This window comes from Rhodococcus sp. G-MC3, assembly GCF_030063335.1.
Taxonomy (GTDB): Bacteria; Actinomycetota; Actinomycetes; order Mycobacteriales; family Mycobacteriaceae; genus Rhodococcoides.
This window is the reverse complement of record NZ_JASISW010000012.1, coordinates 147,669-169,760: the sequence shown is the minus strand read 5'-3', so window position 1 is coordinate 169,760 and position 22,092 is coordinate 147,669. Positions and strand designations below refer to the sequence as shown.

Here is a 22,092-nt window from a genome sequence, read left to right as displayed (position 1 = left end):
GGGCCCTGCGGGCCCCCGGGCACCCGATGACAGGAAATACACCCCCCATCGGGCACCGAAACACCGCAGCCCTGCCGCAGGATCCATCACCGACAAAATAATTCAGCAACAGGCTCCCTGGGACGTAATTCCACTCACGTGCGCGAAGCGCCTAACCCAAACGCTGCTTCAGCGCCTCGAACTCGTCCTTGATGCCGGTGGGGAGCTTCTCGCCGACGAAGTCGAACCACTCCTCGATCAACGGGATCTCGGCCTTCCACTCGTCGACGTCGACGTTGAGTGCCTCGGCGACATCCTGCGTGGTGGTATCGAGGCCGTCGATGTCGAGCGCCTCGGGAGTCGGAACGACCCCGATCGGAGTCTCGACGCCGGCAGCCTTGTGCTCGATACGCTCGACGATCCACTTCAGAACGCGCGAGTTCTCGCCGAATCCTGGCCAGAGGAAGCGCTTGTCGTCGCCGCGGCGGAACCAGTTGACGTAGAACACCTTCGGAAGCTTCGACTCGTCGGCGTTCTTGCCGAGGTCGATCCAGTGCTGGAAGTAGTCTCCGACGTTGTAGCCGAGGAACGGAAGCATTGCCATCGGGTCGCGGCGGATGGTTCCCACCGTCCCCTCGGCTGCCGCTGTCTGCTCGGAGCCGACAGTGGCACCCATGAACACGCCGTGCTGCCAGTCGCGAGCCTCGGTGACCAGCGGAACCGTCGTCTTACGACGTCCACCGAAGAGGATCGCCGAGATCGGCACACCCTTCGGATCGTCCCATTCGGCGGCCATGGACGGGCACTGGGCCATCGGCACGCAGTAACGCGAGTTCGGGTGCGCAGCCAGGGAATCCGACTCGGGCGTCCAGTCGTTGCCCTTCCAGTCGATCAGGTGTTGCGGGTCGCCTTCGAGGCCCTCCCACCAGACGTCACCGTCATCGGTCATCGCGACGTTGGTGAAGACGGAGTTGCCCTGGTCGATGGTCTTCATCGCGTTGGGGTTGGAGTCCCAGTTGGTACCGGGAGCAACACCGAAGAAGCCGAACTCCGGGTTTACGGCGTAGAGACGGCCGTCTTCACCGAAGCGCATCCAGGCGATGTCGTCGCCGATGGTCTCGGCGCGCCAGCCCGGGATGGTCGGCTGGATCATCGCGAGGTTCGTCTTGCCACACGCAGACGGGAATGCCGCCGCGATGTAGTACGCCTTGTCCTCGGGCGAAATCAGCTTGAGGATCAGCATGTGCTCGGCGAGCCAGCCCTCGTCGTGAGCCATCGCCGAGGCGATGCGCAGCGAGTAGCACTTCTTGCCGAGCAGAGCGTTGCCGCCGTAGCCGGAACCGAAGCTCCAGATCTCGCGGTCCTCGGGGTAATGAGTGATGTATTTGGTGTCGTTGCACGGCCATGCCACGTCGGCCTGACCTTCGGCCAGCGGGGCTCCGAGCGAGTGCAGCGCCTTGACGAAGAAACCGTCGGTGCCGAGCTTGTCGAGTACCGCGGCACCCATGCGAGTCATGACGCGCATGGAGACGACGACGTACTCGGAGTCGGTGATCTCGACGCCCAGTTTCGGATCGTCGGCACCAAGCGGTCCCATGCAGAACGGAACGACGTACATGGTGCGACCGCGCATGGATCCGCGGTACAGATCCGTCATGAGATCACGCATCTCCGACGGGTCCATCCAGTTGTTGGTGGGACCGGCGTCGATTTCGCGCTTCGAACAGATGTAGGTACGCGACTCGACACGAGCCACGTCCGACGGATCCGAGTTGCCGAGGAACGAGTTGGGCTTCTTCTCGTCGTTGAGGCGAGTGAAGGTGCCTGCGCTCACCAACGCAGTGGTGAGGCGCTCCCACTCCTCGTCGGAACCGTCAGCAAATACGACCCGCTCCGGCTCGGTGAGTTCTGCTACTTCCTGCACCCACGCAAGGAGTTCCTTGTGTTGGGTGGGAGGTGCGGCGTCAGTGCCGTTCAAACCGGGAATGGTCGCTGAGGTCATCTAAACTCTCCTGGGGTGAGCCGGAACCAGATCAATATCCAACGCTGGAGGGCAGTACAGCGGTTGGAACAGATCCGATCATCCCCTCTCGGTGGGGAGCTGCCCGATCACTCGATCCGCGTATACAGCATCATACTGACGACGTCAATTCGAGGACACGGGCGCCGGGTGTCCTGGTCCCAGGTTAACGCCGAGTGACGCCAATCCGGAACCGGGGTGTTGTCCGATTGGTCACAAGAACGATTCAGTTACTGGAAAGTAGGGGTTCAGAGCCTCCCACCTGCCGTGATTCCTTGTGTGGACATTAGAATCTACCGCCCGAAATCAGTCGAAAACGTCACCGGAGGATGTGCGCTCCCACCGTGCCGTTCCGTCTGCGACACGAAAAATCTCCCACGAATCGTAATGGCCGCCACGGCCGACGGCTGTGAACGTATCGATCACACCGTCGCCGTCGACATCCACGGCAACCGTCATTCCGTCCTCGGTGTAGTGAACGCGGGTCTCGGCGTATCCGTCCGCGTCGACATCGAAGACGTCCAGAGATACAGCGTCAGTCGCCAACGCACCGTGCCCGACTAGTTCCGAAGGGTCGGCAGGGCCCGCAGGTCGGGCGGGGTCGGCATCAAGGAAGAACGCGTCGCCGAAGTCCATGGTTGCCGCCCCGATCGTCGAAGTAGTGCAGCGGCCGGATCCCCCGCCTACATGTTCAGACGCATCACGGCCGCGTCCGGTTCCACCGAATGTGGACTACCTCGACGGCACCGCTCGAACGCGACCCCCGAATTTCTCCACTCCCCGGTCGAGTGTCGACAGATCCCTGTCGCACGCGGCAAGAACCGACGCTCGATGGTCCGCGACGGCCCGCAGTTCGGCGTCGAGCCGTTCGAGTTCGGACTCGGCCGCCACCGAAGCCGACAGAGCAGTCGAACGATCCGCGGCAGCGAGCGCCGTCTCCGCCGCCAACATCCGGGCCAACGCGCGTTGTTCGAGAGAGGACTTGGCGCTCGCTGCAGCGTCGGCGACCCAGGTTCGCGTGTGAGCACGGTCGGCGACGAGCCTTCTCGACCGCACCAACCACCACGCGCAGAAGGCACCCAGCACCAGCGATACCGGAATCGCCGCGATGTCGAATGCCGGGACCATCGACAGCGGCGACACCACGATCCTGCCGAGACCGACGCCTGCGGATGCTCCGACGACGATCATCATCTTGTCCTCGACGCCTGTGCGCCGCATCGGCGGATCGAGAGTGACGACAGTCGAGTCGGCCGGCGCGAGCAGGTCTGCCGAGAGTCCGAGGTCGTCATCGATCGCCTGCAGCCGATCGGTCAGCCGCGAGTCGAGACCGGAGACCGTTCGGGCCAGCCGTGCAGACAGATCATCCTGCAGGTGGCCCAAACCTGACCGCTTCGAGGTATCGATGGACTCACGTGCAGCAGAACCGAATTCGCGGATGTGCTCGTCGATGTCGTGGATTGTGTCCGAACGCGTCAACTGCAGGCGGTTTCGGAGCGCCCCCGCACGCTCCGCCCGTCCTCGATCCCGTACGTCGATGAGCCTGGCGCGCTCTGCCCGCAGTCCAACAGTTGCCCCGACGCCCGTCACCGCCCGAGCCTTGTCGACGATCCGCCCCCTGGCGCCTGCCGCGGCGTCGCGTACGGCCGCGTTGTATTTTCGCTCTCGCAGAACATGATCCGATTGCCCGAGCCCTGCCTCGACGAAACGAAGCACCCCGCGAAGCCCGGATTCTTCGGCGAGCGCTGCGCGCATCTTCGGATCGAAGGCGATACGCGCGCGTTCGGCGAGTTTCGCGGACGTGGGAAGAAACGCGACATCGACCGATCTCGGGACGTGCTCGTCGACCGCTTCGGAAACGGCACGCTGGACATCGCGCCAGTTGCGATGGACGTCGATCTTGTTGACGAGCAGGCCGGTGGTGGTGGACTCCAGTACCGGCGCGAGGTCGGCGAGCGCAGCACGGCCCAGCGGTGCGGAAGCATCGAGAACGAACAACACCACCGCGGCCGACGCCGCGTCGGGAGCTCGCCGGACGGCCGCACCCGCCAGAAAATCGAGCTCGTCGGCAACCGCCCCGACACCGGATCCGCTGGTCCCGGTGATGAAGACGCCTGCCGGGGCAGCCCGCCTCCCTGCATCGATCACATCGGCGCCTGCTGTGAACCAGCGCCTGACAACGCTGTCCATGTCGGCCGGAACATCCTTCATGGCGTGCTCAATCTGAGGTAACCCCGCGCGACTGCGAGCGATGCGCGCGCGTGCCCTGGATCGCGGGCGCTCTGCCACCGGTCACGCCACATCTGCACGGCGGGAAGCGACGGTTGTGGGTCTTCCGGTTCGCGCAGCACCCGCAGAGCCGATCGCATGATCGCGACGACCGCCTCGTCGGATGCGAGGTACCGCTCGAACTCGGTCACAAGCGGATATTGAGCGGCCAACTCGGTCAGACGGTGAAGCAATTGCCCCTGCCGGTCCACGTGCACCGCGTCCACTGCACGTCGGACCGCGCGCGCTGCGTCGTCGATTCCGCTCTTGTCCGACAGCAACAGGCGCAAAGTTGCGTCGTCGGTCGCAGGGTTGGCGCGAAGGGCGTCGACGACGAAGCCGATGCCACGGGTCTCGATCGACTCCACCAGCTCGACTCGAACTCGACGAGAAACAGGAAGCGTCGCTCTGAGAAAACGATCCGGAGTCAGTAATGCTTCCGCGCACACGTCGGGAGTCATCTCCGGCGCCGCAGCTCGAAGCGGATCGAACGTATCCGGTCTCCCGCGCATCACGTTCGCTGCGATGGTGCCCATGACCGGATGCACCGTCATACCGACCGCCGCGGACAGCGCCGCGGCGACGGAATCCAGGTCGTCGACCGTATCGGCCTTGGCGAGCACCGCCACGACCTCGGGAGAGGAAGCCAGCACGTCGATGTCGGCTTGTTGCGCCCCGCTCGTCAGCACATGGACGAGAACATCCCCGTCGAGGATCGGATCGGGGGCACGCGGGACATCGATCGAGGCCGTTTCGACGATCTCCACGTCGTCAATACGAAGATCCCGATGCAACTTCAGTACAGCGCGCACCGAGGATTTACCGACGCCGGTTCGACCGGACACCTGGACCCGAACACCGGAGAAACAACGATCCACGGCAGCATCGACCTCACGCCCGAGTTCCGCGTCGCGAATCGAGATCGAATGTGCGATTTCGCGCACCCGCTCCGACGACACTGCGTTCATATGAATCCCCCGTACTTCCCGTCCGAAGCGCTCGAAAACATCCGGTCCCCACCGTCGCGCTGCGCAATTCTGGCACAGGCGACCGACAATGTGTCCGCAGAAGCAGGCGGCTGGCCTGCACGAAAACCTCAAGTCTCAACTTCAACTCGAGACCCGCCTGTCACACACTCGCTCGATGGGCGACAATGGAGCAGTGAACGACGCACCAAGCACTACTCAGAACCTCGACACAGGTGACGCCAAGCCCGAAAATCGGGGGTCACGGCTTTACCCACGAGTGACGAGTTTTCGCTCTCGGCGCGGCGCACTGACAGACGCTCAGCAAACGACTTGGGACTCACTGTGGCCGCGAATCGGCCGTGACGTCGCCGACGACCGCATCGACGTCGACGCCTGGTTCGAACGTTCCGCTCCGACGATCCTCGAGATCGGCTCCGGGACAGGCACCGCAACGACGTTGATGGCCAAGGCCGAGCCGCACGTCAACCTCATGGCCGTCGAGGTCTACCGACCCGGCCTCGCACAGACGCTTCAACAGATCGAACGCGAAGACATCGAAAACATCCGGCTACTGCGCGGCGATGCCATGGATGTGCTGGAGAACATGCTGACGTCGGAGTCGTTGACAGGTGTCCGCGTCTTCTTCCCCGATCCGTGGCCCAAGGTGCGCCATCACAAGCGCAGGCTGCTGCAGGGGCCGACGTTCGCGATGATCGCGGATCGTCTGAAGCCCGGCGGCGTGCTGCACGTCGCCACCGACCATGCCGATTACGCGGAGTGGATCGCCGAGGCAGGGAACGCCGAGCCTTCCTTGACCGTTCTCGACTGGGAATCTCCGATGACACACGAGCGACCTGTCACCAAGTTCGAGGGCAAAGCCCAACTTGTAGGCAGCTCGGTGACGGAGTTGATATGGGGGAAGAGTCCACGATGACGTACACCGGAGATGCTCCCGACGCATTGCTCACCCCCATCCCCAGCCTCGACACGAGTGATTCTCGACACAACAAAACGGTTCTTCTCGTGTGGGATGCCCCGAACCTCGACATGGGTCTCGGCGCCATTTTGGGGGGACGCCCTACCGCTGCATACCGCCCGCGGTTCGATGCGCTGGGCAGATGGCTGCTTCAACGCACCGCGGAACTGTCCGCCGGCGAACCGGCAATCCTCGAACCCGAGGCCACGGTATTCACCAACATCGCCCCTGGCAGCGCCGATGTAGTTCGCCCATGGGTCGAAGCGTTGCGTAACGTGGGTTTCGCGGTGTTCGCCAAGCCGAAGGTCGACGAGGACAGTGACGTCGATGCCGACATGCTCGACCACATCGAACTGCGTAATCGTGGGGGTGGGCTTGCAGGCGTCATGGTCGCGTCCGCGGACGGTCAGGCGTTTCGTGAGCCGTTGGAAAGCATCGCTGCAACAGGCGTGCCCGTGCAGGTGCTCGGATTTCGCGAGCATGCGAGCTGGGCGGTCACGTCGGAGACACTGGAGTTCCTCGACCTAGAGGACATCCCCGGTGTCTTCCGTGAGCCACTACCGCGGGTGAGCCTGGACTCGCTCCCGGACGAAGGCGCATGGTTGCAGCCGTTCCGCCCACTGTCCGCCCTTCTCGTCGGGCGCCAAGGAGTTTCTTAAGTGTTCGCCAGATGGGGAGATCTCGTCTACCGCATGCGGTTCACGGTCATCGGAGTCATGGTGGCCGCCCTTCTGGGGTTCGCAGCGTACGGTGCAGACCTGAACGACCACCTGAGTCAGAGCGGATGGGACGATCCAGGCTCCGAGTCGGCCGAGGCAGCGCGTCTCGCCGACACGACATTCGGGCGTGACAAACAGGGTGACGTGATTGTCCTGTACACCGCGCCCGAGGGCAAAACCGTCGACGACCCCGACTTCAACGCCAAGGTCACCGACAGCCTCAACTCTCTCGTCTCCGATCACCCGGAGCAGATCGAGAAGATCAACGGCACGTACTTCAAGTTGAACGGCGTGGTCAGCGCGAATGCGCTGGCCACCGAGGATCGAACGCACGCGATTGCCAGCGTCGCGATGCTCGGCGCCAACGACACCGAACTGACCAACAACTTTCAGGCCGCGAAGGACGCCTTCTACATCGACGGTGTCGACGTGCAGGTCACCGGACTCCAAGCGGTGGCGGGCGCGCTGCAGTCCACGATGGCAGGCGACATTCACCGTATGGAATTGCTGGCCATTCCGGCCGTCGCAATCCTGTTGTTCTTCATCTTCGGCGGCGTCGTCGCTGCCGCCTTACCACTCATCATCGGTGGTCTGACCGTCGTCGGCGCCAATGGCATCGTGAAGATGTTCACCAACTTCACCGAGATCAACAGCTTCGTAGCGCCGGTGGTCTCGCTTGTCGGCCTCGGGCTCGCCATCGACTACGGGCTCTTCATCGTGTCCAGATTCCGAGAAGAACTAGGGGACGGTTACACACCCAAACAGGCCGTCCGCCGCTCCGTCATGACCGCAGGCCGAACCGTCGTCTTCTCGGCGACGATGATCGTCGCCAGTCTCGGCGGACTTCTGCTGTTCCCGCAGGGATTCCTCAAGTCCGTCGCCTACGGCTCCATCGCCACGGTCGCCCTCGCCGCACTGACAGCGATCACGATCCTGCCTGCGATGCTCGCTGTCCTCGGCACCCGCGTCGATGCTCTCGGTCTGAAGTTCATGCGCAAGACCAAGTCGTCGGAGGAAATCGAGAACGGCGTCTGGGGCAAACTGACTCGGTGGGTCATGAACAACCCGCTCAAGGTCGTCATCCCCATCGTGCTCGGGCTCGTTCTCCTGACTCTGCCGGTCGGCAACATCAAATTCGGCGGCATCAACGAGACGTACCTGCCCCCTGACAACGTGACCCGCCAGGCCCAGAACGAATTCGACGAACTCTTCCCCGGCCAGCGCACCGAACCGATCAAGCTCGTCGTCGAGAACGCACAGGGCGCCAACCTCGGCAGCATCACCAGCCAGGCGAACGGCGCGCCGGGCCTGATCGAGAAGTTCACTCCGAACGGCGCGAGCAAAGACGGCATCATCGTCTTCAAGGCAGGCCTTGTCGACCGGAACGATTCCAAGCCCGCCATCGACTATCTCCGCAGCATCGACGTTCCCGACGGGGCGACGGTGATGGTGACGGGCACCCCGGTCATCGAGCAGGACTCGATCAGCGCGCTGATCGACAATTTGCCGCTGATGGCGCTTCTCGTCGTGTTCATTGTGACCCTTTTGATGTTCTTGACCTTCGGATCTTTGGTGTTGCCCATCAAGGCCGTGCTCATGACGACGTTGGGGCTCGGCGCAACCATGGGAATCCTGACGTGGATCTTCATCGACGGCAACGGCGCAAGTTTCATGAACTTCACCCCAGGGCCGATCATGGCGCCCGTGCTGGTGTTGATCATCTCGATCGTGTTCGGGCTGTCGACCGACTACGAGGTGTTCCTCCTTTCACGCATGGTCGAAGCGCGAGAGAAGGGTGCGAGCACCAGCGAAGCCATCCGCATCGGAACCTCGCATACCGGGCGGATCATCACCGCTGCAGCCCTCATCCTCATCGTTGTGACCGGCGCGTTCGCCTTCTCCGATCTGGTGATGATGAAATACATCGCCTACGGCATGATTGCCGCGCTGATCATCGACGCAACGCTGATCCGAATGTTCCTCGTGCCTGCGACGATGAAGCTTCTCGGCGACGACTGCTGGTGGGCACCACAGTGGATGAAGCGAATTCAACGCAAGCTCGGTCTCGGCGAGACGATCCTCGAGGACGAGTTCATTCCGATGGACGTTCCAGAACTGGCAATGGCGGGCGCGGCCCCTCTGTCCCCAGCGATGCCGCCCAACACCGCTTCACCACACCGTCCCGCGCCGCGGCGCAACGAACCTCTCACCGAGCCGATTCCCGTCGTTGCACCGGTGGGATCCGGTCCGATCCGCGCGACGCACACCGCGCAGGAAAACGCGCGCAGATCTGCAACCGGGAAGCCTGCGCATGCCCCGAAGGACGAGCATTCGATACCCGAGGTGAAGCGCCAGGTGCCTCCTCCCCCGGCGCCCGAGCCCCGACCTGCGGCTCCCGACCCACGACCTGCGGCACCGCAGCCCCGCGAGGCCATGCCGACAAACGGTTCGAACGGCAAGCACCCCATCACGCCCGATCCCCGGTCCATCGAGGGCTGGCTGGCCGATCTGCGAGCGCCGACCGACAAGCCACGCAACGAGCCCGCCCGTTCGGATACTCGACGCGCCGACGCCCAGAGGTCGGAGTCGCAGAGCTCGGAGTCTCAGAGCTCGCAAACCCAGAGTTTCGAGGCCCAGAGTTCCGACAAGCAGGCCCCCGAGAAGACGCCGGAAGATCGGCCCGTCGTCCGCTCGCGAGACGAGTCCGTGTCGAACGGGGCAGCAGCATCGGGTGGAGCCTCGGCTCATACCGGGTACTACCCGCACGGTCGGAACGGATCGAGCAGCACCGGAACCAACGGCTCCAGGTCCAGCCGCAACGGCTCGAACGGCTCTGCATCCAGCAGTTCCAGTTCCACCCCTCGGCCGGGTTACAGCATCGGCGCAGACTCGAGCGGCACTTCGGGCAACTACGAGCGCACCAACAACGGCGGGGTCCGAGGCTATTCGTCGCCGAGCAACAGCACATCGAACGGAACCGGCTCCAACGGCTCGTCCGGCGGTGCCAACGGGAACGCGCGCGACGAACACCCCTCCAGCACGCCCATCAAGCCCACTACATCCAGCTCACCCCGCGCTCGCTACGACATCACAACGAGGAACGCACCCCGCCCAGCGGAGCCGGCTCCTCCCGAGCCCACTGCCGCCGAGCCCACTGCCGCCGAGCCCACTGCGCCTGCCTCCGAACCGACTTCGTCCCGATTGACCGGCCCCGCGCGGGAGCATCGAGAGTCACCGGCACCCCGGTCGTCCCGACGCGGCGCGGACACTCGGAGCGCCGAAGCCAGTGAATCCGACGCAGACAGTGGTCGCCACCGCGGCGGAGACGGTCGTCCAGCGTTGAGCGTCAGTGACCTGCTTGCGCGGGAAAAGCGGAAGTAGTTCGCGTGGGAAGGGCCAGCTCGACAGGCGTCGGGCTGGCCCTTTCGTGTATCGGCAACACAATAGTGCTCACCCGTTGTCCCATGTCACAGTAAAGAGTTGGAACGAGATATCGTCACCACCCGTTGCCTAAAGGACTGTGACAGTCTCACCACCGCAATTCCCACCACCGACATCGAGGAGCCGCTGAGAGTGTTCGCCGCATGGGGAAATATCGTCCATCGTTGGCGCTACACAGTCCTAGGGGTGATGGTCGCCGGACTCCTGGCGATGGCGGCCTACGGAGTCGGTTTCGAGAATCACCTCAGCCAAGGTGGGTTCGACGACCCTGGTTCCGAGTCGGTCGAAGCCGCTGAACTCGCCGACGAGACGTTCGGACGCGACGCCCAAGGCGACGTGATCGTCCTCTACACCGCGCCCGAGGGCAAAACCGTCGACGACCCCGCCTTCACTGCTGCCGTCACCGGCAGCCTGAACACGCTGGTTGCCGCACATCCCGATCAGATCGCGAAGATCAACGGCACGTACTTCCAGGTCGATGGAGTTGTTCGCGCAGCCGCGCTCGCCACCGAGGACAAGCGACACGCCATCGCCAGTATCGCGATCGTCGGCGACAATGACACCGAACTGACCAACAACTTCCAAGACGTCGAGGATGCCTTCCACGTCGACGGCGTCGACGTTCAGGTTGCCGGCTTGCAAGCTGTCGCGGGAGCGCTGCAGTCGACGATGTCCGACGACATCCACCGCATGGAGATCTTGGCCATTCCCGCTGTCGCGGTGCTGCTGTTCTTCGTGTTCGGTGGCGTCGTCGCGGCGGCGCTACCCCTGATCGTGGGTGGCCTGACGGTAGTCGGCGCGAACGGGATCGTGCGTATCGTCACCGGTTTCACCGAGGTGAACACCTTCGTGGCACCCGTGGTGTCGATGGTGGGCCTCGGCCTTGCGATCGACTACGGGTTGTTCATTGTCTCGAGGTTCCGCGAAGAGCTGGGCGACGGCCGCGAAGTAAAAGACGCAGTACGACGAACCGTCATGACCGCGGGTCGCACCGTCACGTTCTCGGCGACGATGATCGTGGCGAGTCTCGGTGGTCTACTGCTGTTCCCGCACGGGTTCCTCAAATCGGTTGCATACGGCTCGATCGCGACGGTTGCGCTCGCGGCGCTGACGGCGGTCACTGTGCTGCCTGCGATTCTCGCGATTCTCGGTAAGCGCGTCGACGCGTGGGGCTTGAAGTTCATGCGCAAGACTCGTTCGTCGGAGGAGATCGAGAACGGCATGTGGGGCAAGCTGACTCGATGGGTGATGCGTCGGCCGATCAAGGTCGCCGTCGCCATCGTCCTCGGCTTGCTGGTGTTGACGATTCCCGTCGGGAAGATCGAGTTCGGCGGCATCAACGAGACCTACCTCCCGCCGGACAACCCGACCCGTGTGGCGCAGACCGAGTTCGACGAACTGTTCCCTGGCCAGCGCACCGAACCGCTGAAGCTGGTCATCTCGGGAGCGGAGGGAGCCTCGCTCGGCCAGATCACCAAGCAGGCCAACCAAGCTCCGGGTCTCATCGAGAAGTTCACCCCCGCCGGCGCGAGCAAGGACGGGATCATCGTCTTCAAGGCGGGACTGACAGACCGCAACGATTCCTCGGAGGCCATCGAGTATCTGCGCGCCATCGACGTACCGGACGGGGCGACGGTCGAGATAACCGGTACCCCTGCAATCGAATTCGACTCCATCGGGGCGTTGGAGGATCGGTTGCCGCTCACCGCTCTCCTCGTGGTGTTCGTCGTGACGCTGCTGATGTTCCTGACTTTCGGTTCTCTGATACTGCCGATCAAGGCGGTCCTCATGACAGCGCTCGGTCTCGGCGCGACGATGGGCATTCTGACGTGGATCTTCATCGACGGTCACGGCGCGAGCTTCATGAATTTCACGCCGGGGCCGATCATGGCGATGATTCTGTTGTTGATCGGCGCCATCGTGTTCGGATTGTCCACGGACTACGAGGTTTTCCTGCTCTCCCGCATTGTCGAGGCGAGAGAAAAAGGCGCAAGCACGACGGATGCGATTGCGATCGGAACCGCGCACTCGGGTCGGATCATTACCGCGGCCGCGCTGATCCTCATCGTCGTCACCGGTTCGTTCGCGTTCTCCGACCTTGTGATGATGAAGTACATCGCCTACGGCATGATCGCAGCTCTCATCATCGACGCCACCGTCATCCGCATGTTCCTCGTCCCCTCGATCATGAAGCTTCTCGGAGACGCAAGCTGGTGGGCTCCGCAGTGGATGAAACGAATTCAACGCAAGCTCGGTCTCGGCGAGACGTTCCTCTGAATCCCTCTGGGCAGCTGGGCATTCCGATCGGGCCCGCAGCGCTAGGCACTCTCGGCGTGGTCGGCTCGATCGGCGCGATCGGCGCGATCGGCGAACACCTTCGCGTACCGGGTTCCACCGAACAGCAGGAGAAGTCCGACGACGATGAAGGCTCCGACTCGAAACAGCCCGTCGAGTGCGACGAGATCGAACAGGAACAATTTGGCCACGGCTGCCGCCGTCAGCGACAGCCCTGCCAACAGTGCTGTGTGAGCATAGATTTCACTGCGTAGTCCGTGGACGAGCAGCGCGACGGCAGCAGCCATCCATTCGATCGTTGCTGCGCAGTGCCCGGCGATGAATCCGGTTTCGCCGCCTAGTGCCGCAACTCCGAGAGCAACCGTCGCCGAGGTGAGTGCATAGAGTGACACCGCGCCTGCCGCGACCCAGCATGTCTGAAGGTTCTTGCCGACGATGGACAGCTCGGAGGCGACGATCACCAGACCGACGGCGATCCCGCTCAATAGTATTCCGGCAATGACCACGCTGAATTGCACGACGGCATAATCGGAGCCGGTCAATGCCTCGGGCGGCGACACGGCCGCGAAGCCGAGCGCCCCAAGAACTGCGAAGGCCGCACCGACCCAGAAGGCGATCTTCGAGGACGACCTGTGTGTAGCAGCGATCAGTGCAGCGGCCACGATCAACAGAGCAAGCGGACGGAGTTCCACCGAAGTCGACACCAGAACAGCCTGCAGGAGAGCAAGAGATCCGATTGCCGCAAGCACGGCACGAGCGTGAACCGGCAACGAGGTGACCGCTGCGATGGTCACCAGGCAGAGGAGAGCGACAGCGCCTTCGACGAGACTCCGTGTCCATCGGTCGAACAACGCGCCCACCAGAAGAACCGGAACCGATGCAGCGGCGAGCATCACCGTGGCCATCAGATCGGAAGCGTTGCGGCGGAGCAATTCTGCCGAGCTCCCGATCGCGAAGACAGCGACGACGGACGAGATCACCAGTAGTTTCAGGGCATCGGCGAAGGTGACGCCGACTGATCCAGCCAGGGCAATTCCGATAAGCGCTGCGATGACGATCGGTACGGTCCGAGCTGCGTTGAGAAACGGCCAGTTCCGCCCGAGCTGCGCGGGGAAGCCTGCGATGAACGTCGCGGTGAAGAAGGCGAGGAGCGGCACGGTGATTCCACCGGTGACGACCGGGGCACAGACGGCAACACCCGACAGAATCAGCGCGGCCATCGGCTGCGAACGCCATGTCACGGCGAGTGCGACGCCGGCGGCAGCAATCCCGAACGCAACGATCAGCCCGATCACGGGCTCCAACCACTCGTAGACGACGGTCACAGCGACCACGTCCAGGTACAAACCCGCAATTCCGGTGGCAGCAATGGAGATACCGCCGACCCGGCCTCCTGATCTTCCGAAGACCCGGTACCCGATGTAGATCAGCGCCAGCGAGAACACCGCTCCGGCTGCGACGCGTAGCTCGGGGCCGAACCACCCGGCCTGCGCGGCAAGGACGAGGAGCATGACGACACCGACGAGCGTCACTCCTGCACCTGCAACCGCGAGCACGCGGCTGATTACGCCGTCGCGCTGCCACCATGGCTGTTTCGGCGCTACAGCCGGTTGTTGCGGCGCTATAGGCCGCACTGAGACCTGCTGCTGAGGTGGGGCCGGCGACCGCTGCGGCTGTACTGGCGGAGCGTGCTCGGACTGAACCGGCCGAACCTGCTGCGTCGGCTGAGGTTCGAATCGTTGCGGCTGGAATTGTTGCGGCTGAGACACAGCCTGCGTAACCGGCGACGTCAACTGCGCCTGCAACGAGCCCAGGTCTGCCGAAACGCGACGCATCTGATCGCTCATCGACGCGAACTGGCCTGCGAGGCCTGCTACCAAGCGGGGATCGATCCCTGGAATTGTCATGCATCGATACTTGCGTCTGGACCCCGCTCGGGTCGTGAGTAGAACTACCCGTCCGGCATGGGTAGTTATTCGAGACGGGTATTTACTCGCGTAACGAGCGTCAGTTCCCGAACATTCTTCGCAGGGAGGTCCCCAGCGGATGCTTGGCCGTGATCGATCCGAACCGGACCTTCCCGCGGACGATCACGTGCAGCGGGCCGATCGGCGGGCCGGTTCGGACCTTGTTGTTGGCGCTGCCGCCGACTGTCTCCACGGCGTTCAGATCGACGGTCGCCTCCGGGGGCACGACGAGTGAGATCGTGCTGCAGTAGTCGTTCACGGTCACCTCGACCACCTGGGTGGACATGACGGCCTGCGTGAAGTCGAGAGTCACCGTCGACATCTTGGACTCGATCGAGAGTTTCGGCGGAACATGCCACGGGCCCTTGCGCGAGACGGTGGACATCGTGCCCTTCACGACATCGCCACCGGCACCGCCGCGCTGGCCGACCTCGTGGCCGTGCGTTCCAGCGGGTGGCCGGGAGTAAAACTGATGCTCGGGGCGGTGCTGCTCGGCGATCTGCATACCGGGCAGGTCGGCGACGACCGAATTGAGCTCCCCGCGGGTTTTAGCTGCCAACGCGGTGTCCATGCGCTCGGTGAACTCCCCCAATGACAGCATTCCCTGCCCCACGGCACGCTGCAACAGTTGCCCCACGTGTTCCTTTTCCGCATCGGATACGCGCAGATTCCTCTCCTCCATGTGATCAAGGATAGGCGGTCCGCAGGAAAGGGGTAGTCACGACGAGTTTCCACGATGTAGAACCGCGAGCATGCCGTCGATGGATGCGGGCCAGCCGAACTGCTCGGCCCGGTCTCGCGCAGCGGTGCGCCGTCCAGCTGCCGGAAGCTCCAACACACGAACGAGTTCCGAGGCGAATCCGTCGGCGGTGTCGTCGAATCGTCCACCGCACGCGGGGGTCACGATGTCCGCCAGTGCGGAAGATTTCGACACCACCACCGCGGTGCCTGCGGCAAGGGACTCCAATGCAGCGAGTCCGAACGTTTCGTGGGGCCCCGGCGCCAATGCCACATCGGCGGAGGCGAGCAAAGATGCAAGTTCCACGCGGGAGTCGACGAATCCGAGGAAGTCGACGGGGAGACCGCGCGCTCGACGCTCCAGCGCCTGCCGGCGAGGCCCGTCGCCTGCTATCGCCAAGCGCACGTTCACACCTGTTTCACGCAGCGCAGCAATGGAATCGATGCTGCGGTCCACTCGCTTCTCCACCGACAGTCTGCCGCAGTGCACCAGTAACCGCTCGGCGTCGCCGTGCCACGGAGATCTGATGTTCGGATGTTTTCGTTCCGGGTGGAACATGTCGAGGTCGACACCGAGGGGGACCTCGCTGATATTGCCTGCGCCGATGCGCTCGAACTCCCGACGCGCGAAAGCCGTCGTGCACACCACCGCGTCGTAGGCATCAGCGGTACGCCGATTCGCCACGTCGGCAAGGGCCCGTGCCGCACCCCTCGGCACGACCTGTCCCAGAAGTCGGTCCAACCGCTCGTGCGAAATCATGACGCTTCCAACCCCACGGCGCGATGCCCACCCGCCCATACCGCGGAGTGTGAGACGGTCCGATACTTCGAGTACGTCGGGACGGAGACCTTCGGTGATGTCGGCGATGGCGCGCGGATCCGCGGCACGGTATCCACCCGCGAAGGGAATCCGGACTGCCGGTTCGGTGATGCGCAGTACCCCCGTCGGAAGAATCTCCTCGGAGGCAACTGCCCCGGGAACGACCAGGACCACCTCGTGCCCTCGGGCCGTGTATCCGGCACCGAGCTGATCCACAGCCGTCCGCAAGCCGCCCGAGCGTGGGCCGTAGAAGTTGGCCAGTTGCACGATCCGCATTTCGATCAGTGTGCAGTTCTCAGGTGACCGATACCCCACAACGGTGCGAACGCCAGGGGCTCCGCGCGCGCTGCGCCTGTCCATTCACGGCCGGAGGCACGAGAAAATGCGTTGTTTCGGTCCGATCGACCGAAACATACCGAGTCCTGCGTTTTTGCTTCCGATAATCCGGGTAGAACAGGTTCTATGCAGACGACCATCGAAGCAACCGGCACGGCCCCCGCGGGGGCCGTGTGGGAGCGTTACATGGACCCCACCGTCTGGTCGTCGTGGGCACCCCAGATAGACGGCGTCGAGTACTCGGAACAACGTCTTACCGCTGATACGACGGGCCGGGTCCACGGGCCGATGTGGTTGCGTGTCGATTTCGAAATCGTCGACGTCGACGAAGCGGCTTGGACCTGGACGTGGAACGCATGGTTCCAATTCCGGCCGCTGGGTTTGACGTTGACGCACGGCGTCGCATCGAGGCCAAACGGGTGTCGAACCTGGGTCACCGTCACCGGTTCGCGCCCATTGATCATCCCGTACGTGCCGGTCGCGAAACTGGCCCTCATGCGGTTGGTCAGACCCTAACTACTCGGTGCGACTGGTGGTCTTCGGATCCGTCGGCGTATCGGTGACATCTTCGGGATCGGGCGTGGGCAACGCCTGATCGTCGCCTGATCCGTCCATGTGATCGTCGAACTCGCGTTGCGCTTCGCCGCGTTCGCCGGCGCTCTGATGAGTGTCGGCGCCCATTCCCTTGGACTTTTCGGTGGGATCGATTGTTGTGTCGACGGGCTTGTCGGTGTCGGTCATGCCCGCTGGGGTGCCCCGAAACACGGCGTCACAAACCACGGCGTCACAAACCCTGCTCGATGACGTAACGGGTCAACTCGACCCGGTTGGCCAGCTGTAGCTTTCGCAGAGTTGCCTGCACATGATTCTCCACTGTCCGGTGGCTCAATGTCAGCTTGGTGGCAATCTGTTTGGCGCTCAGACCTTTTGCGACGAATCGGAGTACTTCGGTCTCGCGCTCGGTCAACGTCGGCCTTTCGTCGGCGTCCTGAGCTTCGGGCGAAGTCGAAATCCGCCGAAACTCTCCGAGCACCAACCCCGCCAGCCCAGGGGTGAACACGGCCTGCCCAGCAGCGGTCGCCCGTACCGCCCCATACAACTCCTCCGCCGACGCACTCTTGACGAGGTAGCCCGATGCCCCCGCCTTGATCGCGTCGAGCACGTCCTCGCGCTCCGCCGACGCCGACAGGACGAGGATTCGACTGTTCGGGGAGCCGGCGAGCACCGCGACTGTGGCCTGCGCACCGTTGCCGTCGGGCAGATGCATGTCCATCAACACGACATCGGGCTGCGTCGCGGTTGCTCGCCGGCCTGCCGCGCCGACGCCGTCTGCGGTCGCAACCACGTCGAACCCGGCGTCCTCCAGGTCGCGGGCGACGCCGTCTCGCCACATGGGATGGTCGTCGACGACCATGATCGACACGGACCTCTCGGTCATTTCTTCCCCTTCGGGACTCTGATTTCCCATTCGGTTCCCGCTCCTTCATCGGTATCGAGAACTGCTGTACCACCCAGCATTTCGACGCGGCCGAGTATCGATTTGGATACCCCCATCCGCCCTTCGGCTTCGGCCTCAGCGAGTCTGCCCAGCGCAATTCCGCGCCCGTCGTCGCGGATGCTGACGACGGTGTGATCCCCCAGATCTTCCAACAGCACATAGGCACGCGCGCCTGGGCCTGCATGCTGCACAACGTTCGACAACGCAGTGGCAACCACCGCCGAAATCTCTTCGGCGTCGAATCGATTCACGAGAACGGGGTCGGGCGGAGTTGACACCGATATGGTCGTACTCGCCTGCGGCCGAAGCAGGCTGCGCAGGTCGACTTCGACACGCGAGGTATCGACCGTGCTCGGCTCGCTCTGCTCCGAGATGAGCATTCTCAGGGCCACCTCCTGCTCACCGGCCAATTCCGCAAGTTCGCCTGCAGCGCCGCCTATTTCGCTGCCGCGGCGACGCACCAAGGCCAGCACCTGCAGGACGCCGTCGTGCACCTGCCTCGCCAGGCGCTCGCGTTCTTCGGTGATCGCCGCCAATCGCGCCGCTCGTTGGAGTTCGGCGTGCGCGCGCTTGGCGGTGTTGCTCGCCAATCCGAGAGCAAGACCGACCGACACCAGCACCGGCGCGGTCGCATCGGTCCATAGGTCCAGGTTCAGCTGGTCACGAACGATGGCGCTGACCACGGACAGCAGCACCCCCGACGCAATACCGCCCTTGGGGCCGAACAGAATTGCGGCCGAAATCACCGCATTGGTGGCCCACAGAGTGGTCGGCAATGTTTGGTGGGTGCTGTACCAGTCATAATCGGCGACGAGCCTGGTCGACGCCATCAGCCCGATCACGACCAGTTGATCGGCCAGAACGACCTTCCACCGCGGGAGCACGGCGTGGGACAGCAGCGACGCCGACAGACCGGTCCATACCGCCATCAACGCGACAAACAACCAGCTCAGCTGCGAGTTGCTGTAATACCCCATCGATGCGATCTCGTAGCTGATCGCGTAGAGGAGGGTGATGAGACGAAACACCTGCGATGCCCGCCACAACGGCGTGACGGCATCATTCATCGGTCGGGTCCTCGACACTGCCGGGCTTGGTGACACTGCCGGGCTTGGTGACACTGCCGGGGTCTTTGAGACTGCCGGGGTCTTTGAGACTGCCCGGGTCCAGCTCACGGTTTCGTGCATGCGGACTGTCCGGTGCCGCCGGGAATCTTGCCATTGCTGGATCGTGTTCTTCGAGTTCCTCGTAGACCTCGTCGGGGTCGTCGGCGAGCAACGAGCGCACCGCCGTGTTGAGAACCGCGACGATCGGCACGGCCAGCAGCCCACCTACGATACCTGCCAGCAGGATGCCTACGGTGATGCCGAGAACCACTGCCAATGGATGCAGTCGCACTGCCCGGCCCAGCAGAAGGGGCTGCAGCACATGACCTTCGAGCTGCATGACGGCGACGACGATTCCGAGCGCGATGAGCGCGGTCAGCAAACCTTTCGTCACCAAGGCGATGAACACTGCGACGAAGCCCGTCAGGAATGCGCCGATAATGGGAATGAACGCACCGATGAACACGAGCGACGCTAGCGGTAGCGCCAACGGCACTCCGAGGATCGCCAGTCCGGCTCCGATTCCGATGGCGTCGGCCCCCGCGACAGCGACAGTCGCGCGGACGTATCCCACGAGCGAACCGAAGCCCTGACTGCCGGCGAGCCGGATGCGTTTTCGTGCGGGCGTCGGCGCGAGTCGGGTGACGAACTGCCAGATCTGATCGCCGCCGTAGAGAAAGAAGATCAGGATGAACAACGTCAGTGCCGCGCCGGTGAGGATCTCGCCGATGACGGTGGCCGTCGTGAGAGCACCCGAGGTGACAGCGGCCTGATTGTCCTGAATGGTCTTGACGAGGTTGTCGCTCGCCGCCCGGATCTGGTCCTGACTTATGTGTAGAGGCCCGTCGGTTATCCATTTCTCGATGTCGTTGATGGACGAGGAGAACTGGTCGCCGAGCTGAGGCAGTCCTTCGATGAACTGCTCGACGACGAACGTCATGATGCCGGCGACCACGCCGATGCTCGCGACGATGACAATCACGACAGCGGGACCGCGCGGGACACCTCGTCGTTGCATCCAGTCGACGATCGGCACCAGCATCGCCGATGCGAGCAGCGCCAAACCCAGCGGGATGATGACTGTGTCTAGGCGAGCGACGGCGTAACAGAACGTCACGAAGCCGGCGAAGATGACCAGCAATCGCCAGGTCCATTCTGCTCCGATGCGGACGAGGGGGTGCACTAGGTCGGCGGGAGTGGAGCCTGCGGAATGACCAGAAGGGGCGGGAGTGGAGCCTGCGGAATGACCAGAAGGGGCGGGAGTGGAGCCTGCGGAATGACCAGAATTGCCAGGAGTGGAGCCTGCGGAATGACCAGAATTACCGGGAGTGGAGCCTGCGGAACCGCCGATCTGGGCACTGGAAGACACGGATGACGCTTCTGCCTGCGGCTCGCGTTCGGTCACCCGCTAAATTTAACCTGTGCTGGCATCTTTCCGAGCGGTCTCGCTCACTCTGAAGAGTCGCTGGCCGCTCTATATGCTCTCGATGTTGCTGTCGAATCTGTTCGGCGCGGTTCTGGTGTTCGCGTTCGTGCGCTATGGCCTGCCTATCGAGGAGTCTCAGTCGATCGTCGCGGACCGTGTTCGCAACGTCTACATTTTCGGCGCCTATCTCGTGTTTGCTGGGTCGATCAGCCTGTATTACGCGGCCCGGATGCTGCGTACGGTCATCAGGTGGCAGTTGCGGGGCGGTCCCCCCACACACAAGGAACAGATGACGGCGCTGCATGCGCCGTTGCGGCAGGCAATCGTCCATCTTGTTTTGTGGGCCGTCGGCGGAATCTTGTTCGTGGCCCTGACGGTCGCCGAGATGCCGTCGCTGTCCATCGCAGTGATCGTTACTGTCGTGATGGCCGCCACCGTGACGTTCGGATTCACCTACATGCTCGGCGAGCGCATTCTGCGTCCCGTTGCGGCGATGGCGCTGAGCGAGGGACGGTTCGACCGATTCATGACGCCCGGGGTCGGGACTCGCATGGCGATGACGTGGGGTCTCGGCACGTTGATGCCCGTCATCGGGATCATTCTGCTGTGCGCAACACAGTTGACGACCGATCTGGTGTTCAGCCCGAACGCTCTAGCTGTCGCGATCATCCTGCTCAGCGTGCTTACGATCGGTCAGGCATTCATCCTGTCGATGCTCACTGCAAGCCAGATCTCCGACCCGATCCGTCAGCTCCGTCGCGCTATCGAGCGTGTTCAACGCGGCGACAACGACGTCGAGGTCGACGTGTTCGACGGCAGCGAGATCGGCAGGTTGCAGGTCGGCTTCAACCGGATGATGGAAGAGTCTGCGGAACGACGCGTTCTGCGCGAGCTGTTCGGCCAACACGTCGGCGAGGACGTGGCGCGGCGCGCATTGCAATTCGGTACCGAATTGGGCGGCGAAACCCGATTCGTTGCGGTGCTGTTCGTGGACATGGTGGGCTCGACGGCAACCGCATCGGAACGGCCGCCGAGTGAAGTCGTCGAACTTCTCAACGAGTTCTTCCGAGTCGTCGTCGACGTCATCGATCAGCACCACGGTTTCGTCAACAAGTTCATGGGCGACGCGGCACTCGCAATTTTCGGAGCTCCACTCGATCGGCCCGATGCGCCGACGGCGGCACTGGCTGCAGCTCGTGACCTGCGGTTCGCACTGGATGACATCACCGGACTCGACATCGGAATCGGTGTATCGGCCGGTTTGGCCGTCGCGGGCAACATCGGCGCGAAGGAACGATTCGAGTACACCGTCATCGGCGACCCTGTGAACGAGGCGTCCCGATTGACCGAATTATCCAAACTGCGCCCCGGGCGGGTGCTCGCTTCGACGTCGGCTCTGTACTTCGCCAGCGACGAGGAACAGGAACATTGGGAACTGGGCGATCAGGTCCAACTCCGCGGCCGACGACGGCCCACCCACCTTGCCTGGCCGGTGGAGCATCCATGAACGCTGCCCGCGGGTGGTTACGCTGTAT

Annotated in this window: 17 protein-coding genes; 6 read left to right on the top strand and 11 right to left on the bottom strand. The window is 63.4% G+C overall.

Going from position 1 to position 22,092, the window contains the following annotated elements:
• Positions 1-151: 151 nt before the first annotated feature.
• From QMK17_RS15520 to QMK17_RS15505, 4 genes are all read right to left on the bottom strand, one after another.
• Positions 152-1,981, bottom strand: a complete 1,830-nt coding sequence (locus QMK17_RS15520) for a phosphoenolpyruvate carboxykinase (GTP) (RefSeq protein WP_283510161.1) — start codon at positions 1,979-1,981, stop codon at positions 152-154.
• A gap of 324 nt (positions 1,982-2,305) precedes the next feature.
• Complete coding sequence (locus tag QMK17_RS15515) at positions 2,306-2,635, bottom strand: DUF6802 family protein (protein ID WP_283510160.1); 330 nt, start codon at positions 2,633-2,635, stop codon at positions 2,306-2,308.
• Between the two features lie 96 nt (positions 2,636-2,731).
• Positions 2,732-4,210, bottom strand: a complete 1,479-nt coding sequence (locus QMK17_RS15510) for a hypothetical protein (RefSeq protein WP_283510159.1) — start codon at positions 4,208-4,210, stop codon at positions 2,732-2,734.
• Positions 4,207-5,235 carry a hypothetical protein gene (locus QMK17_RS15505; protein WP_283510158.1) on the bottom strand — a complete coding sequence of 343 codons (1,029 nt, stop codon included), beginning with the start codon at positions 5,233-5,235 and terminating at the stop codon, positions 4,207-4,209. The genes QMK17_RS15510 and QMK17_RS15505 overlap by 4 nt, the downstream gene beginning before the upstream one ends.
• Positions 5,236-5,410: 175 nt before the next feature.
• On the opposite strand from QMK17_RS15505, the gene trmB reads away from it, so the two are divergent.
• The 4 genes from trmB to QMK17_RS15485 all read left to right on the top strand — a co-directional run bounded on the left by trmB (position 5,411) and on the right by QMK17_RS15485 (position 12,648).
• Complete coding sequence (gene trmB, locus QMK17_RS15500; RefSeq protein WP_283510157.1) at positions 5,411-6,169, top strand: tRNA (guanosine(46)-N7)-methyltransferase TrmB; 759 nt, start codon at positions 5,411-5,413, stop codon at positions 6,167-6,169.
• Positions 6,166-6,870, top strand: coding sequence for an NYN domain-containing protein (locus QMK17_RS15495; protein ID WP_283510156.1), 705 nt, complete (start codon positions 6,166-6,168; stop codon positions 6,868-6,870). The genes trmB and QMK17_RS15495 overlap by 4 nt, the downstream gene beginning before the upstream one ends.
• Positions 6,871-10,311 (top strand): MMPL family transporter, encoded by a 3,441-nt coding sequence (locus QMK17_RS15490; protein WP_283510155.1) that lies wholly within the window; start codon positions 6,871-6,873, stop codon positions 10,309-10,311.
• 192 nt (positions 10,312-10,503) lie between these two features.
• Entirely contained in the window at positions 10,504-12,648 is a 2,145-nt protein-coding gene (locus QMK17_RS15485; protein WP_336620156.1) for an MMPL family transporter, read from the top strand.
• A 41-nt stretch (positions 12,649-12,689) separates the two neighbouring features.
• Here QMK17_RS15485 and QMK17_RS15480 read toward each other — a convergent pair whose 3' ends face one another.
• From QMK17_RS15480 to QMK17_RS15470, 3 genes are all read right to left on the bottom strand, one after another.
• A complete protein-coding gene (locus QMK17_RS15480; RefSeq protein ID WP_283510153.1) occupies positions 12,690-14,573 on the bottom strand; it encodes a DUF2339 domain-containing protein in 1,884 nt (627 codons plus the stop codon).
• A 100-nt stretch (positions 14,574-14,673) separates the two neighbouring features.
• Positions 14,674-15,315 (bottom strand): DUF1707 SHOCT-like domain-containing protein, encoded by a 642-nt coding sequence (locus tag QMK17_RS15475; RefSeq protein WP_283510152.1) that lies wholly within the window; start codon positions 15,313-15,315, stop codon positions 14,674-14,676.
• Between the two features lie 36 nt (positions 15,316-15,351).
• Positions 15,352-16,467, bottom strand: a complete 1,116-nt coding sequence (locus tag QMK17_RS15470) for a glycosyltransferase (RefSeq protein ID WP_283510151.1) — start codon at positions 16,465-16,467, stop codon at positions 15,352-15,354.
• Between the two features lie 186 nt (positions 16,468-16,653).
• Between QMK17_RS15470 and QMK17_RS15465 the strand changes: the two genes are divergently transcribed.
• A complete protein-coding gene (locus QMK17_RS15465) occupies positions 16,654-17,043 on the top strand; it encodes a MarR family transcriptional regulator (RefSeq protein ID WP_283510150.1) in 390 nt (129 codons plus the stop codon).
• On the opposite strand, the gene QMK17_RS15460 is transcribed toward QMK17_RS15465, so the two are convergent.
• Genes QMK17_RS15460 through QMK17_RS15445 form a run of 4 tightly spaced genes read right to left on the bottom strand, consistent with a single transcriptional unit; the run spans position 17,044 to position 20,314 of the window.
• On the bottom strand, positions 17,044-17,268 hold the full coding sequence (locus QMK17_RS15460; RefSeq protein ID WP_283510149.1) for an autophagy-related protein 2: 225 nt from the start codon (positions 17,266-17,268) through the stop codon (positions 17,044-17,046).
• A gap of 43 nt (positions 17,269-17,311) precedes the next feature.
• The gene (locus QMK17_RS15455) at positions 17,312-17,965 is read right to left on the bottom strand and encodes a response regulator transcription factor (RefSeq protein WP_283510148.1); all 654 of its coding nucleotides are present in this window, start codon (positions 17,963-17,965) and stop codon (positions 17,312-17,314) included.
• Entirely contained in the window at positions 17,962-19,092 is a 1,131-nt protein-coding gene (gene macS / locus QMK17_RS15450; RefSeq protein ID WP_283510147.1) for a MacS family sensor histidine kinase, read from the bottom strand. The genes QMK17_RS15455 and macS overlap by 4 nt, the downstream gene beginning before the upstream one ends.
• Positions 19,085-20,314 (bottom strand): AI-2E family transporter, encoded by a 1,230-nt coding sequence (locus QMK17_RS15445; RefSeq protein WP_283510175.1) that lies wholly within the window; start codon positions 20,312-20,314, stop codon positions 19,085-19,087. Before QMK17_RS15445 ends, macS begins: the two co-directional genes overlap by 8 nt.
• 295 nt (positions 20,315-20,609) lie before the next feature.
• On the opposite strand from QMK17_RS15445, the gene QMK17_RS15440 reads away from it, so the two are divergent.
• Positions 20,610-22,064, top strand: a complete 1,455-nt coding sequence (locus QMK17_RS15440; RefSeq protein WP_283510174.1) for an adenylate/guanylate cyclase domain-containing protein — start codon at positions 20,610-20,612, stop codon at positions 22,062-22,064.
• Positions 22,065-22,092: the final 28 nt, after the last annotated feature.

Excerpts from the sequence above, each read along its gene's own strand:
- QMK17_RS15520 (WP_283510161.1), bottom strand. The coding sequence starts at position 1,981 with ATGACCTCAGCGACCATTCCCGGTTTGAACGGCACTGACGCCGCACCT.
- QMK17_RS15515 (WP_283510160.1), bottom strand. The coding sequence starts at position 2,635 with ATGGACTTCGGCGACGCGTTCTTCCTTGATGCCGACCCCGCCCGACCT.
- QMK17_RS15510 (WP_283510159.1), bottom strand. The coding sequence starts at position 4,210 with ATGAAGGATGTTCCGGCCGACATGGACAGCGTTGTCAGGCGCTGGTTC.
- QMK17_RS15505 (WP_283510158.1), bottom strand. The coding sequence starts at position 5,235 with ATGAACGCAGTGTCGTCGGAGCGGGTGCGCGAAATCGCACATTCGATC.
- trmB (WP_283510157.1), top strand. The coding sequence starts at position 5,411 with ATGGGCGACAATGGAGCAGTGAACGACGCACCAAGCACTACTCAGAAC.
- QMK17_RS15495 (WP_283510156.1), top strand. The coding sequence starts at position 6,166 with ATGACGTACACCGGAGATGCTCCCGACGCATTGCTCACCCCCATCCCC.
- QMK17_RS15480 (WP_283510153.1), bottom strand. The coding sequence starts at position 14,573 with ATGACAATTCCAGGGATCGATCCCCGCTTGGTAGCAGGCCTCGCAGGC.
- QMK17_RS15475 (WP_283510152.1), bottom strand. The coding sequence starts at position 15,315 with ATGGAGGAGAGGAATCTGCGCGTATCCGATGCGGAAAAGGAACACGTG.
- QMK17_RS15470 (WP_283510151.1), bottom strand. The coding sequence starts at position 16,467 with ATGCGGATCGTGCAACTGGCCAACTTCTACGGCCCACGCTCGGGCGGC.
- QMK17_RS15465 (WP_283510150.1), top strand. The coding sequence starts at position 16,654 with ATGCAGACGACCATCGAAGCAACCGGCACGGCCCCCGCGGGGGCCGTG.
- QMK17_RS15460 (WP_283510149.1), bottom strand. The coding sequence starts at position 17,268 with ATGACCGACACCGACAAGCCCGTCGACACAACAATCGATCCCACCGAA.
- QMK17_RS15455 (WP_283510148.1), bottom strand. The coding sequence starts at position 17,965 with ATGACCGAGAGGTCCGTGTCGATCATGGTCGTCGACGACCATCCCATG.
- macS (WP_283510147.1), bottom strand. The coding sequence starts at position 19,092 with ATGAATGATGCCGTCACGCCGTTGTGGCGGGCATCGCAGGTGTTTCGT.
- QMK17_RS15440 (WP_283510174.1), top strand. The coding sequence starts at position 20,610 with ATGCTCTCGATGTTGCTGTCGAATCTGTTCGGCGCGGTTCTGGTGTTC.